The organism is Leptospira alstonii serovar Sichuan str. 79601 (assembly GCF_000347175.1).
In the GTDB taxonomy this organism is placed as follows: Bacteria; Spirochaetota; Leptospiria; order Leptospirales; family Leptospiraceae; genus Leptospira; species Leptospira alstonii.
Map to the genome: position 1 here is coordinate 1 of NZ_ANIK01000045.1, position 13530 is coordinate 13530.

20 protein-coding genes are annotated in these 13530 nt (G+C 42.7%); all 20 read right to left on the minus strand.

Annotation, left to right across the window (positions count from 1 at the left end):
* Nucleotides 1-394: transposase family protein (locus LEP1GSC194_RS09965; RefSeq protein ID WP_036041868.1), on the minus strand; the 394-nt coding region annotated here is incomplete at its 3' end.
* A 250-nt stretch (nt 395-644) separates the two neighbouring features.
* Entirely contained in the window at nt 645-902 is a 258-nt protein-coding gene (locus LEP1GSC194_RS09970; RefSeq protein ID WP_020773527.1) for a MazG-like family protein, read from the minus strand.
* A 10-nt stretch (nt 903-912) separates the two neighbouring features.
* Entirely contained in the window at nt 913-1281 is a 369-nt protein-coding gene (locus LEP1GSC194_RS09975) for a hypothetical protein (RefSeq protein WP_036042180.1), read from the minus strand.
* A 1-nt stretch (nt 1282) separates the two neighbouring features.
* The gene (locus tag LEP1GSC194_RS09980) at nt 1283-1879 is read right to left on the minus strand and encodes a hypothetical protein (protein WP_020773487.1); all 597 of its coding nucleotides are present in this window, start codon (nt 1877-1879) and stop codon (nt 1283-1285) included.
* Nucleotides 1876-4212: a hypothetical protein gene (locus LEP1GSC194_RS09985; protein WP_036042181.1), complete on the minus strand. Its 2337-nt coding sequence runs from the start codon at nt 4210-4212 to the stop codon at nt 1876-1878. The genes LEP1GSC194_RS09980 and LEP1GSC194_RS09985 overlap by 4 nt, the downstream gene beginning before the upstream one ends.
* Complete coding sequence (locus LEP1GSC194_RS09990; RefSeq protein WP_020773500.1) at nt 4212-5885, minus strand: phage terminase large subunit family protein; 1674 nt, start codon at nt 5883-5885, stop codon at nt 4212-4214. The genes LEP1GSC194_RS09985 and LEP1GSC194_RS09990 overlap by 1 nt, the downstream gene beginning before the upstream one ends.
* Complete coding sequence (locus tag LEP1GSC194_RS09995) at nt 5872-6462, minus strand: hypothetical protein (RefSeq protein WP_020773531.1); 591 nt, start codon at nt 6460-6462, stop codon at nt 5872-5874. Before LEP1GSC194_RS09995 ends, LEP1GSC194_RS09990 begins: the two co-directional genes overlap by 14 nt.
* A 75-nt stretch (nt 6463-6537) precedes the next feature.
* Entirely contained in the window at nt 6538-7140 is a 603-nt protein-coding gene (locus LEP1GSC194_RS10000) for a host-nuclease inhibitor Gam family protein (protein ID WP_020773545.1), read from the minus strand.
* A complete protein-coding gene (locus LEP1GSC194_RS10005) occupies nt 7127-7309 on the minus strand; it encodes a hypothetical protein (protein WP_020773525.1) in 183 nt (60 codons plus the stop codon). Before LEP1GSC194_RS10005 ends, LEP1GSC194_RS10000 begins: the two co-directional genes overlap by 14 nt.
* Before the next feature lie 19 nt (nt 7310-7328).
* Nucleotides 7329-8348 carry an ATP-binding protein gene (locus LEP1GSC194_RS10010; RefSeq protein ID WP_020773484.1) on the minus strand — a complete coding sequence of 340 codons (1020 nt, stop codon included), beginning with the start codon at nt 8346-8348 and terminating at the stop codon, nt 7329-7331.
* Nucleotides 8345-10147 carry a hypothetical protein gene (locus LEP1GSC194_RS10015; RefSeq protein ID WP_020773510.1) on the minus strand — a complete coding sequence of 601 codons (1803 nt, stop codon included), beginning with the start codon at nt 10145-10147 and terminating at the stop codon, nt 8345-8347. The genes LEP1GSC194_RS10010 and LEP1GSC194_RS10015 overlap by 4 nt, the downstream gene beginning before the upstream one ends.
* Nucleotides 10144-11142 (minus strand): hypothetical protein, encoded by a 999-nt coding sequence (locus LEP1GSC194_RS10020; RefSeq protein WP_020773506.1) that lies wholly within the window; start codon nt 11140-11142, stop codon nt 10144-10146. Before LEP1GSC194_RS10020 ends, LEP1GSC194_RS10015 begins: the two co-directional genes overlap by 4 nt.
* Complete coding sequence (locus LEP1GSC194_RS10025) at nt 11126-11368, minus strand: hypothetical protein (RefSeq protein ID WP_021064492.1); 243 nt, start codon at nt 11366-11368, stop codon at nt 11126-11128. The genes LEP1GSC194_RS10020 and LEP1GSC194_RS10025 overlap by 17 nt, the downstream gene beginning before the upstream one ends.
* A 93-nt stretch (nt 11369-11461) precedes the next feature.
* Entirely contained in the window at nt 11462-11713 is a 252-nt protein-coding gene (locus LEP1GSC194_RS10030; RefSeq protein WP_020773552.1) for a hypothetical protein, read from the minus strand.
* Between the two features lies 1 nt (nt 11714).
* The gene (locus tag LEP1GSC194_RS10035; RefSeq protein ID WP_020773534.1) at nt 11715-11960 is read right to left on the minus strand and encodes a hypothetical protein; all 246 of its coding nucleotides are present in this window, start codon (nt 11958-11960) and stop codon (nt 11715-11717) included.
* Nucleotides 11957-12211, minus strand: a complete 255-nt coding sequence (locus LEP1GSC194_RS10040; RefSeq protein ID WP_036042211.1) for a hypothetical protein — start codon at nt 12209-12211, stop codon at nt 11957-11959. The genes LEP1GSC194_RS10035 and LEP1GSC194_RS10040 overlap by 4 nt, the downstream gene beginning before the upstream one ends.
* Before the next feature lie 112 nt (nt 12212-12323).
* Entirely contained in the window at nt 12324-12527 is a 204-nt protein-coding gene (locus LEP1GSC194_RS10045; RefSeq protein ID WP_020773503.1) for a hypothetical protein, read from the minus strand.
* Between the two features lie 2 nt (nt 12528-12529).
* Complete coding sequence (locus tag LEP1GSC194_RS10050) at nt 12530-12739, minus strand: hypothetical protein (RefSeq protein ID WP_020773495.1); 210 nt, start codon at nt 12737-12739, stop codon at nt 12530-12532.
* Nucleotides 12736-13143, minus strand: coding sequence for a hypothetical protein (locus LEP1GSC194_RS10055; protein ID WP_036042182.1), 408 nt, complete (start codon nt 13141-13143; stop codon nt 12736-12738). The genes LEP1GSC194_RS10050 and LEP1GSC194_RS10055 overlap by 4 nt, the downstream gene beginning before the upstream one ends.
* Nucleotides 13133-13438, minus strand: a complete 306-nt coding sequence (locus tag LEP1GSC194_RS10060; protein WP_020773536.1) for a helix-turn-helix domain-containing protein — start codon at nt 13436-13438, stop codon at nt 13133-13135. The genes LEP1GSC194_RS10055 and LEP1GSC194_RS10060 overlap by 11 nt, the downstream gene beginning before the upstream one ends.
* Nucleotides 13439-13530 lie beyond the last annotated feature (92 nt).

Here is a 13530-nt window from a genome sequence, read left to right on the forward strand (position 1 = left end):
AAAGCGCTGCCGCGTCCGATACATTCCCGCAGGCTTTGATTACATCGATTGCGAATTTTACAAACAACAACGTAAACCGGGAATACGGTTCGCTCCAAGGCAACTTTACGTTTCTTACGCCGTGAGCTTCACATTGAGCGCGTGGGATTCGAGCATGAATCAATGTCTGGAATTGCATCGTATCCAAATGGCGCCAGGTTCTTTTTTCTGTATGATCTTTCCGAGGACATTTTTTACCACAATCCGGACACTCTACAGCTTCCCGCTCATCGTATGAGACTTCGATATCTACTTTCTTTGCTGCGATATTTAATTCTACGGTTTCAACCGACCAAGGTGATGAGATTCCTAAAAGGAGAGAGTAATGTTTTTCTAAGTTTTCGTTTGCGTTCATTAGGAATATTATTCATTGGTTATGTTATGATTTTGCAATGACGAAATTTGCTCGAAACTCATCTGCAACCTCTTCTCACCGTCATTTATGAAGTAGTTTCTTCCCACGAAATTCTCCGAAGGGCCACAAAAGTGTAGCTCTTTTTGACAAAATCCAAAACCTTTGGAGAAGTCCAATAAGTCTGTTAAGTCGATAAAAACCTTTCATTATTGTTTTCTAATTCTCTATCTTGATGATTCCGAGATTTTCCTTACGATTCGTTATTCCGATCGAAACATTCAATCATCGCCAACGCAACAGCGGCAACCTGAACAAGTTCTTTTCGATATTCAGAATAATCCTCTTTGCCCTTATATCTAAAATACGCTTCGAGAGCCGCTTTGTTTACCTCTCCGACTTCTTCTCCGAGAATTGCGACCCATTCCATAGGCTTGTGATTTTGTTCTCCCCACTTCTGATCTTGCTTTTCTCTTTCTCCAAGTATTTCTTGAATGATCAATTCTTTCATATCAAACTCCTTATAGACTGAATGTTTTTAGAATGAATGCGGTTAAGAGTAAGCCTATCAAAGATCCGAAACCCGCACCAGAGGCGTAAGTTATTCGATCTCTCAAGGTTCCGAATGCGATCTTTTGGACGTTCCAAGTCCATACAAATGAGATCAGTCCTCCCACAAAAAAGACTGCCAAATATTTCTCTTTGCTTATGAGATAAGTATTCACCGCAACCAAGAAGACTTGGACAAAGCCTGTGGTGAATAGGCTAAACCGGGATTTCCAAATGAAAGACGCGATGATTAAAGCAAAAATTCCTAAAACCGCCCAGACCGCAAGAGTGCCAGCTATCGTGTATTCCGCTACCAATTCGAAAATTTCAAAATTACTCATATTAAACTTTCCTAAATATACAAATTACTCTGACTCTATGGTTCGTTGAAATCGAAAGATAGATTTTTCCCTCAAGAAACCACTTTTCTCCGGAATATTGAGGAACTACCTGATCCAACCAAACCAAATGCCCGCCGGAAATTAAACTCTTCCAGGCTTCCATAAGAACTTTTCCGCGATTGACCATTATGAAACCGTAATGTTCAGCATCCTCTTTGGTATAAGGCGGATCCGCCAAAATCAAATCAAACGAGTGACCTATAATCGCACGGACATACGAGGAAAGAAGTTCGGCATCACCGACGATTTCAGGATTCAAATCTGGATTTTTATCCATACGAAGATACGAACCGGGTGGTGTTTTTCCGCTAAATAAATGAAGAACCTTGATTTTATCCGGAAACATCGGTAAGAGTCGTTTTAAATATTGTTCCGGATAGGCTCCGTGGTAGTCGGAAGTGTTTTTATAGTTTTGCCCAAGTTCCCACTCTCCGTATAGCCTTCCTTTGAAAACGTGAAGCGGCGCGTAATTCGGAAAGGACTCGCTATAAAGTTTTGCCCGATCTTGAATATTGAGAGTTGCTGTTTCAGGAATCATGAAGCCTTCTTTGTTTCTGATTTGAAACTAGCTACAACTGTCGTCCTACAGCCGCCGGTATGATACGGAGGCATTTTGTTCCGCAAGTGCGCGGTAATTTCATCACCCGACTTAGAGGCAATATCCAATTTTCTGATTTGTGCTTCCGTTGGATTTCGTCGATCTTTCCAGAAATATTCCCTGGTCGGATCATCCGCCAAAAATTCACGCACGTATTCCACGCAAGTTCTAACTTCAATCGTCTTACCGTTCATGAGTTTGCAGATGTAGGAAGTATGGTTATCCATCACCGCAACGATTTCTAATCGTTCGATCCCGATTTGTTCGAATCTTTCTGTACGGGAAAAATTTCTGGATCTAAGAATTTGCCCACGAACGATGTCATTCAGCTTGATTCTAAGTTTCGCGTCAGGATCGATCGGAGGAACATGTCCTTCTTTTTTCTTTCCGGGTTTGTCTTTCGGAGCCGGACCCAAGAGTTCGTCTTGAAGTTTACGGATGATTTCATTCGTGGATCCAGTTTCCACAGCTTCCCGAATTGCATTTTCTATTTTGTTTACGTCATCTTTTCGATTGAATTGTTTGCCGATATCAAACTTATATCCTTTATCAAAGAATCCTAATATGTCTTTATTTGCTTGCATCCTCGGAGGATTCGTTTTTGAATTCGGATTATTTATATCCTGGCCTGCATCCCAGGCTTTCGAAATTGTTTCCTTCCATGCTTTCGCAGTTTCTTCCGGGAATTTGCTTCCAAGTTCTTTCTCTAAGACGTCCCAAATCGTATTGACCGCATCGGTCTTATTAATTCCTTTTTTGGAAATTTGATTCAACGCTTCTTTAACGCGGTCCTCGTATGAAGAAAAGAAATGAGAGACGAATGCTTCCTCGATGGAAGCATAGACTTCTTTCTCTTTTTTTGTCCAAGCACCAAGCTCTACAAGAGTGTCAAGGTCACCGCAAACATTTGAGGTTTGTCCGAACTGCTTACTCATCAGGACTTTTTTTTTACTCCCTAAGTCTGTGTTTTCTGAGAAAGTAAATCCAGCGTCGGTTTGCGTTTCTAATTTATCTGAATCAAACCACTTGTCTCGCCCTAAGAGTTTAGCACCATCGTCGGGGCTGATTGCGCCCGATTTTACCATAGCAAGAACGAGTTGAAAATCTGCGTTCTCAACCTGCTTTTCGGCCAACTTAGCCTGTGCATCAGAAAGAGGATCTAAAGAGATTGATTTCTTACGACTTGCATCAATCGATTGAAAGCGATTTCCTTTAAGTAACTGATCCAGTATAATTGCTCTGATCAGAAGTTGAATAACTGGATACGCATAGTTCCCAAGTTTTAGTAGAAAAAATTTCCCTGCGACTTTTATATACGTTTCAGTCACTGAATAAGATCTTCCAAGGAGCGCTAAATCGATATCGGCTCCCGAAGAAATCTGCTCCTCAATGTAACGAGAAATCGCTTCAAAGCCACCGGTCTTGGATGCATCCGTTAATGTATGGTGATCGACAGTTGTATCGTCGTACGTTGCAAGAAAACCGGATTGAGAATTCTTTTCGAACGAGGCTTTTGCGCCCTGTAAGAATTCCTTTTGTTGGTTTTCATACATTTTTGCATCCGTTCCTGGTAGAAGACGAGGTCTTTTGAATTTTGCTATGATAAACCCCAAAAGTCCCCACTTGTTTAAGGTTTTATCGATATTCTCTTGAGTTTTGAATTGAGAATTGATCCATCGAATGGCGGAAAGAAATGGAGGAATCGCGTACGGTGAATCTTCTTCTCGCTCAATCGCTTCATAAATATATTGTTCTTCGTTAAGCCGACTATAACCGAATTTTCCTTTTTCATACGGAACAAAACGAACGATGTTATCCGCATCTATTTCTTTTTTGAATATGACTTTTTCAACAGGGATCAAACGAATTTCAGCCACTGAGTCAAGATTTAAGGACGGCACAATCTCAGCGGATAAAGCTCCTGTTGTTAAAACTTGTCTCAGAAGGTGATTCGTGATTCCAGGATGCTTTTTAAAGAAAGTGTCGATGTCAGCTTGAATCTTCTTTTTACCGTTTTCGTCAGCATCGATCTTCCATTCGATTCCAGAATTTCCGAGAGTAAGCGATCTTTTAACTGCTTGGGAAAGGTCGGGAAAAGCGATCACGAGTTTTTTGATTAAAGGGATAGACTCCAAAGGAAATGATGGATTCACATCCTGAACAAAAAGTTCGGTTTCTTGCCGAAAATCTTTCAGGTTCTTGGAATTTGCGGCAAACTCCATTGCTGTAGACGTTCCAAAAAAATAATTTGCCCATCTTTCAAAAAAGTTCATTATGCAAAACCTCCATATCCGGATCCACCAGATCCCGTTCCCGAAGTTTCATAAGCAATTCTTAATGAATTGAGAGCCATGCCATAATGGTTAGGAACTTTCTTTTTGAACGACCATAAAGACTTTCCATTTTCATCTTCACCTTTCTCTCGGACGAGCATCGTAAGATGAAATTTGAATTCTTCGTATGCTTTGAGGTCCGACTCGGAAAGTAAAAGTGGATTCGGAAATATAAAGAGTCCGGCTTTGATTGCGTCGACAGTATCTTGAAGAGAGTCGTCTCGGTTTACGTTTATGACGCCGACCTCATCCGCTCCAGGAACAACCTCAGAATTCTCCCGATATTTTTTCGTGAAGTACTGAATCTTTAAATTTTCCGGAAAACGAAGCGCCATGCGTAAAGACCAGTTACGATTCGGCAAAGCATCAATATTTCCATTTAATACGCTAAATCGAGTTATCTGTTCCGCGTAACGTCCTTCGTCTAAGACACTTGCTTTGTAAAGTCCGATGATTCGGATTCTTCCATCCAATGTCGGTTCACCGAAAACTCCATGAACTGTGTCTCCTTGGTCCGCACCATGATAAGTAAAGTAAGGGGAATGATCTTTGAGTCCTTGGTCTCCTTCCCATTTTTGTATTTCATCGATTTGTAAAGGCTGTTCTTCTTCGGAACTGGAAGGCCAGCCGATTATAGAGATTGTAAGGTTTTTACGTTTTGCGCTTGTAACTGCACCAAGAAGCTTGCTATAGATGAAAAACGGGTTTCTCGGTGTAAAGAGTTGAGAGCATTGGTATCCGCGACGATCTGAATTTATCTTCGCAACGTATGCTCCTTTTTGATTGTCAAGTTTTCGACCGCACTTCTCACATGCGTAAAACACATTCGATGCACTCGGATTTCTTAGCGCCTCTTTATCATCGAAACCGAATATACTGATCGGATCCTTTAACCAACGTTCTACTAAATTTGTCCAATGACCGCAGGAAGGACATTTTAGAAGACGAAATCTTTGATCGGAACGGAGAAATTCTGCATGGATCCCGATATTCGGAAGCGACGGTTGAGAACCGAGCATCATCCAATTCAATTTTGAAGCCAAAAGTCGATCCCCAACGAATTCGATATTTTCCTCGTCGTGTTCGTCGACTTCATCTAACATCACGATATCCAAGTCGACAGTTTTCGTTCCGCGCTTTGTCCACGTACCGCGCATCACGAGAGTCGCTTTGTCGATTTTTTTAGTTCTCGTATTGTCTACGTTAGAATCATTTAGAAAAGGCTTTAAGATAGGGCATTGATTGAGGAATGGCTCTACCCGATCTTGAACAAAATCTTTCATTGAAGTATCGTCTGGAAAGTAGATTCCAGCTTTGTAACTGGATCTAAAGATTTTCCAAACGAGTCTTGATAACGCCCAAACAGAATAACCGATTTGCGCCGCTTTAAGAAAAACTACATAAGGATGATTCTGAGATTCCCTACAAATATCTCTCCAAAATGAGTAACCGTCAAAACTGTAAGGGATAAGGTCATCGTCGCCTTTTACAAAAACGTTTTGAGTCAGGAATTCTTCCATCGTACCGTCACGTTCGGTAGATGGCTTTCCTATAAGATTATCGAGTTCTTGAAAGAATTCTTCCTGAGCGTTTTTTGTTTTAGTCTTCGCCATCGGTTAACTCCGGTAAGAATGCAATATCGATGTCCTTCATCATCGAAACTTCTCGTTTGATATTTGCGATGTATTGAGAAAATACGATTGGATTCAGTTTAAGAAATGCATGTAACTCAGGGGTGCCTTTGATTGCTCGGTGAACACCGCGAGCAACTTCAACTGGTTCTACTCGTTCCTTTTCTTTTTCAAGCATCCTTTCGATATCATTCATCAATCCGCGAAAGGTATTTAACGCGCCTTCACCAGACTTGAACTCAATCGTTAAATTTCCTTCCTTATCGAAAATTTGATTTTTGAGAGCTTTGAATGTGCGAACCGTATTCACGCGTAGCGTAGTAAGACTGATTTCCGCGTCTTTTAATGCTTCGTTTCTTGCGTTTAAGAGAGCTTTTTCACGATCTTGTAAAGCCGTTGTTCCAGTTGTTTCATCAATTTTGGAAAGCCAGTTGCGAATCGTGTTCGCAGTGATTTTGGGATAATCAGGTTTTAGGGCGGCGGCAATCTGTTCCGGATTGTATCCGGAGATTACACAAAGATTATACGCCCTACGTTCTGCCGCTTTAGAATAAGACACAGGGGGAACCGTATTCCTTTTCGTCGATTGCTTCCAAACAGAAATCTAAAGCTCTGTCCCCTATGTCTTTCCTTTTCACGCGGCCTCTATGTCTGGATCAGCAGAGATCTCGTCTTCGAGTCTGGAAGGCTTGATATACAAACGTTCCTTTTCTTCGTTCAACTCGACTCCGATTTTCTGATGAGCCGCCAACGGATCTGCGATGATTGAGTCTTTGTTCAACTCCAACTTGGCACGAATAAACACCTTAGAAAGCCTTGCAATCCAGTCGTTGTATAACTGTAGAAGACCGTTCTCTGCAAGGATCTTCTCGAAGAGTTTTACAGAGGCTTTCGTTCTTACCGAAGCAGGGGTCTTTCGAAAATTCAACGTTCCCGAAATGAGTTTGCAGGTTTTCAGATTCGGATCCGGGAATAATTCTTCCCGATTCTTTTGTACGAAGTATGCAATCCCGCTCGTAACGTGATCGATTTTCGCTTGAATCGGATAGATGGTTTCTTCCAATTCCGAGCGTATCTGAGAAATTTTCTGATTCGCTTCGTTTACAAGTCGTTCCTTTTCGAGCATTTGTTCGCCCATGTATTCCATTCCGGCTTCCAGTTCGGATTTGTTTTTGTAAGCGTTGTTCGGAAGATCGACAAGCGGACGCTTCTCTTCGTTTTTTTTAGTTTTTGCCATTCGTAGCATCTCCTTCCGGTTTCGGAGATACATCAACCGCCACACCTGTAGAGGAAGATTTTACAGTATCCGCCTTCGGGATTCGACTTTTTCGTGCGACCTTTTTCGGAGTCGCTTTCTTCTTTGCCTTCTTTACGGGCGTCTTCTTCGTTTTCTTTTTTGCTACCATGATTGTTTTCCTCCTTTATTCAAAAATCATCATGTGTTTCTGTGAAAATCGTATCATCGTATTTGTGAGTTCTATTCCGAATACGATTTACAAGTTCGTTTTTTACGATTGCTTCTATCTCTGGAGAAACGTCGCCTTCTCCGCTGAGCGCGTTTTCGATTGTCGTTTTATCCAAATCTTTTTTGTAGCGCTCTTTGATTCCTGATCTAAGCTGTTTTACAGAAATCTTTAGGCGATCCATGATCCGAAGATAACCGTCGGAGAGAAAGTTTCGAACGTGGTTTTCTCGGATGGTTAAATCGGATAAAACTTCCGGATAGGTAAATGCAATTCCAAGAAGAGCATTACGAACTGCTAAAGGAGTTCTAAACCTACACCCGCGAATGAGAAGCTCTTTCGTTTTCTCTCCCGCTTTCCCGCGTTCGAACTTAATCTTAAAACCTTCTTCTGCAATTTGTATCAGTTCAGCATGGCTGAGTTGATTCATGGGTGCATGGATTGTTCGGTATCCAATCTCTGGACTTGAAAGAATACTCGAAATCCGAGTCTCCGGTTTCATAAACATCAAGATCGAAAAAAGGTGATCTTCCTTATCGTGAGAGATTTCCCAAACTTTTTTAAGATCACGAAGTCCCCCGATACGAAGCGCCTGTGCTTCATCAACGATCAAAACAACCTTTCTTCCGATGCTTCTCGCCCAGATCAAAAGCTCTCGTAGTTTGAAATATTTTTCGTTTAGATTTCCAGGAACGTGTTCTCCCGGACGAATCGTTCGGATCATGTGTTTTATTACGAATGGAATCGAAAGTCCACCTAACGCACTTTCCCATGCTGGACCTACATGAACGAGGATGTATTTCTGTGGTTGGTTGGAGAAAAAATCAAGGAGGCTATTATACAGATACGTCTTCCCCATGCCGACTTCTCCTGTAACAGCAAGCCAGGAATTGTTTTTCACAGCGTGATAGGCTAATTTTGTGATCTTGTCCGTATTCCGAGTGTTTACGAAATCCGGTCGTTTGGTTAAAAGTGCGTTCAATTTCCTAACTCCTTACTTATGAAGTATTCGCGGATCATCTCAACGAGATCGAGAACCTCTTGTGCAGGAATCGATCCGACCTTTCGTTTGCAGGATTTCAGATTGTAGAGAACGATTTTGTCTATTTCTTCGTCCGGAATTTCTTCACTGAATTCGAGTTCTTCAAGAAGCCAATCATACGCATCGTCGACCGTAGAAAATTCTGTCGGAGGAGCGGGAGTATGCGTCTTCATATCCAGTTTTGGAATATTCAACTTTCCGTATGGAGTTTCTGGTAAGTCCGGAAGAACATCGGAAAGAACGAGGGATTTTTCCACAGACTTGGCGCCTTTCAGGGCTTTTTTTCTATTCTTCATCCGTTCGGTTTCACGAAACCCTTTTCGTCCACCGAGGTTTTCGAAAGATCCAGAAGTTCGCTCAATTGGACCTTGATCATCCAGAAGGAGGTGTCTTCCGTCGCTTGTGGTTGCAACGTAGGAGCCGTCGTATCGTTTGTAGATCGAGACTTTTTCACCGCAACGATCGATTGCGACTTCTTCCGGAGAGTAACGAAGAAGATACATTCGGGCTTCGATCGAAACACAACCATACGCGTCTACGTCTCGGATAAGTTCAGAAACCATCGCGTCTTTCAAGTTTTGTTTCGTAACCGCGCGTATCGGATGTTTCTGAACGGATGCGAGCCATTTCGCATAACTTCCTATCTTATCGTTTCGGTGAATCTGGTAACGATAAAGGAGTTCATTCAACTCATCCAGATTCGAAATCATTCCCTTAACGATTCGAACTTCACAGCTTCGTTTGATAGCTGAGATCCGAGATTCCACCGGACCTTTTGCTTTAGAGTGACCTGGAAAGTGTGGAATCCGTTTTACACCGAGACGGTGAAAGAATGGATCCAATGTTTTGAAAGCGGAATGACCATCGGTATATAGTGTTTCCTGAAGTCCTTGTAAGGGAATATAATCGTCTTCTTTAGGGAGTACTAATCTTGTATAAAAGTCTGCCCAGTCAGTTGAATTCTCACCTCCATGAGTCGAGTCCCCTCCGATTGCACTCGGTGCATACGCATACACATAGAATGCTTTCGAATAGACTTCCACCGCGACACAGATTATAATCTTTCTTAATTGGGAGTCTTCCGATCCTTCATAGATCCGTGTGATTCCCATCTCTAAATCCGGACGAACCGCAAGGTATTTTTTGGAAGGATGCAAATACACCGCATTGAGCGGAGAGGCGTCGATCATCCAGGCACGATTCGCGTAAGGCTCTGACCACGTTATAGAAGCCAGGGGGCTTTTTACTTGTTTCCGTGCAAGACCCTTATCGTTCAACCACCGTCCAAGTTTGAATCGGTCCCAAACTCCGGGACGAATCATACCGAGTTTCTCCCCTTGTTCGATAACGAACTCCATCGACTTTCCGTATTTCCGATTGAGCGCATAACCCACGGTCTTCGCGCTATTTTCGGTACCGGTTTTCTTTTTCTGTTCGTGAAGAACTTCCCCGGCATACATGAGTTCGGAAAGAATGAAACCCTCTTTATCTCGAAGTTCTTTTTCTAAACTTCCAAGCCTGGATCCGGTTTTCTTTCTTTCCACTTTCGAAACCGAAACAATCGATTCTCCTTCTTCCAATCGTTTGAAAGCGGCATATACTCGCGGCTTCGAAAGTCCCAGAATCCGAATCGCTTTTTGAACGATTTCCCCTCGTATCCGCGAATTTTTTACTACCGTTTTAGCGTAATTCCATTCGCGGTAGAGGGGGATCACCATACCTAAGTCGAGGATTTTCATCCAAGATCCTCAGACATCGGAATCGGTAAGCAGTCGGACCATTTATCATGGAGCGATTTGTAAATCCCGGAAAGCGAAGTTAGGAAGATAGAAACCACTTTACCATTTTCTAAACTATGATCGAGTTTAGAAAAATCCGAATCGTGTGCGGCGAGTAAAACATCCGCTTGTGATTGAATCGAGTTCAGGGATTCCATTAGAATTCCTGAAAGTTCTTGTCTTTCACGAAACGCTCTTCTTACTTCTGGAGAAATCCCGGTGTCTTTTGTCTGATCATCCACGATTTTACTAAGTTCGTCCATCGAGGATTTGTAGCTTGCGGCTTCGTTTCTCGTGTTCGTAACTTGGTTTTCCAATTCACCGATTCGTTTGGCATTGTCCGCGAGAATCTTAGAGAATTCTTTTTGATTTTTCGAAGCGAAGCTCTTTTCGTAATCGGAAAGACTCATAGCTCTTCCATCTGGAAATCGAACCTCTCCGTCTTCAAAAAGAGCGTTCTCTTCCCGTAACCCTTCGATGATTCTAAGCAGAGCCTTATCGCTTTTTCCGTTCAAAGATTTCCGATTGATTTCGGAAGAGAAGAGCTTGTCGACCGCGGGGAGCGCTCTTTCGATTTTCCACCACTCAAAGACAGTGTTGTCGTTTACGAATTGCTCCATTCCTGTGCATCCGGGGACTTCCAGAAAGAGTTGTTCCCGGTTCACTTCGGCAAGAGCCATAAGAACCGTTTCCTGTCCGACTCGGATCATCTCCGTCCCGGCGCCAATCTGACTCATCAGGTAGTTGAGTCTTGTCCTTCTCTGTTCCGGTGTGACCAATGGAACGGGTGCGGTCGATTCGGGAAGTGCCATTTCCATCGATTTCGAGACTGCCACCGAACTTTCTTCTTCCGGCCAAACTTCCGCTACGGACGTCGGCTTTTTTACATTCGAAGCCGTAGTCTTTGTGGTTTTTTGTTTAACGGGCTTTGTGTCCTTTTTACTTTTCTTGGACATCGTTCTCCTCCAAAATTTTCGATTCTATTTTAAGTTCGTTTAGGTATTCCTCGTAATCAGGAAGTAATCCTCGTCTTTCGAGAAATGCCAGCTTATGTGCATCCGATTCGATGGAAGCCTTGAGCATTTGCGTTTTGTTTGTAAATCCCATGGTAAGGAGCGAAGTTAAAATCGAGTGCCGTGCGATTAACACTCCCGCGGATAGGAATGAGATGGGTTTATTCATCGTCTTTCTCCACAAGAAACAGATCGCAAATTCGATCCCATAACGTTTTCCTTTTATAGTGAAGCAAGGCTGGCTGTAAATACACGTAGCTTTTCATGCGAGCATCTCCAGAAATTGTTTATGAATTTTCGTAAGCATTCCATTTTTCTTATATTCTTCCGCCGAATCCAAATTCAAATACGCCGGTCTCATTTTCGCTTCGATTGAAATTAAGAGTGCGAGTTCTTTTGAAGTGTGCTTTTCTTTTTGCACTTCGTGAAGCCGATTCCAATAGGCTTTAAATTCCACTTCCGACAGGCCGGAATGAATCAATGCTTTTCGGAATTTAAGCGGATACGTTTTCAACTTATTGCCTTTCCTGTTGAATTCGTTCTTCCGTAAGTTCTTCGTTTTGCCATTCAGCAAAATCCGCGACGTTATCTCGACACTCGATGTACGTTTGAAAGACCGCTGATCGACTGATTGCTTTGTCCGCAAGTCGCTTCCATCTGTCTGTCGAATCCGATTCGTTTCCGAGTTCACGCAAAACTTCGGCGGAATATTTTTTGTATATAGCTTGGCGGAGAAATGCGATTCGCTCGACGGTTTTCATTTTACTCTCCTAAGATGTGGAGTGGCAGGTGACGTAGAACTTTCCCGAAAGAACCGTTCTTCTCGGCGATCGGTCTCGCCTTGAAATTCTCTCAATCCATACGTCCGTCCGTTTTCATACGCCTCTCCGGAATCGATCCCTTTGAGATGTTTAAATCCCTCCACAAAACCGGTAAGAAAGGCGATCTGGTCTTTCTGAGTTTCGTATTTCAGAGAAAGGGCTTCCGCTTTTTTTAGGATTCTATCGTTCACGGTTTGACCTCCGTACATTAAGTTTATAAAATTTGCACGTTCGCAAAGTAGTTCGTATTCAAGTTCCGATTGTTTGCGCTTAACAATTTCGCCTTTGCGTTTGATCATTTCCTTAACGATTGGTTTCATGTTTGGCCTTCCTCAGAAGTTCTTTGCGTTGTTTTGGAGTTCCCCAGGAATTCATTCGAATTTGCTCACCTTGTTCGGTTAGAAACTTAAAGTCATACGCGAGTATGTCTAATTTTCCATCTTTGGTTTCAACGAAAACGTTACGCTTCCCACTGTCATCGATTTCATACACAAGTCGAAGCCTCATTCCTATTCCTCCGTGTCCAGCTCGTCACGATTCCATGCGTCCACGGCCTCTACTGCGGTTCGATAGAATATCGTAATTTTCTCACATTCATCACACGCAACGTAGTAGTTCAAAACTCTGGTTCTGTATCCGAAATGTTCCTGCAATTCCGCCGCGTTTCCACAGGCGCAGATTTTCGGATTCTTCCATACGGGTAAACTGATCGTTTTCATGCGGCAATCCTCGGAGCGAATGCAGATTTATAGATTGGATATACGAGATCGTATTGAGATTTGCGGAACTCTTCCCAGGTCGTTACGAGTCCTTTGTGAGTTGTGCGGTATTCGAAACGCTTGCGAACCATCCATTCGAACGCCTCTTCAAACGTAACAGGGTTTCCTAATATTTCTCTTTCTTTATGTTCGCGGTAGGCTTCGCGGGCGTCCGCTACGGAAATCTCCCATTCGTTGAGGAGGATTTCGTTTACGCGGGAAGAGGTTTTGCGTCCGTGAATGCAGTGAGAAAACAATGACCTGTCTAAATCACTTTTCTTAGCAATGGCACATACGGTTTTGCCGGATTTAGCAAGCAACTGTAACTGAAGAGGAATTTTACGACCTCGTTTTTTATTGAGCATCTGCCTGACCCTCAATCTCAGTATCAATCAATCCTTCCTTTTCAAAAAGAGGGCGTAAGGTATAACCGGGAGCAATGCCGTTTAGAACCTGGGTGACGTAACCATAATTCAAATCATTGTTACGCACCCAAGCGGCAACGCTTCCATATCGATATCGCAACTCAGTTTTGATTTTCTCTCGAATCGTTCTGGAAAGATGTTTTGAACTTCTATGAATTCCAGAAGCATCCTTACCGATTTCCGTCTCAACTGAGCTTGCGGGACCGTATTTTTTTTTCTGCGCTATCGATTCCATTTTGTTCCTGGTTGACCTGCTCTCTGGCCGATATACTATCTAATAAGCTATTAGCATATTACTACGCTATTGGCGTATTTGCAAGAGAAAAA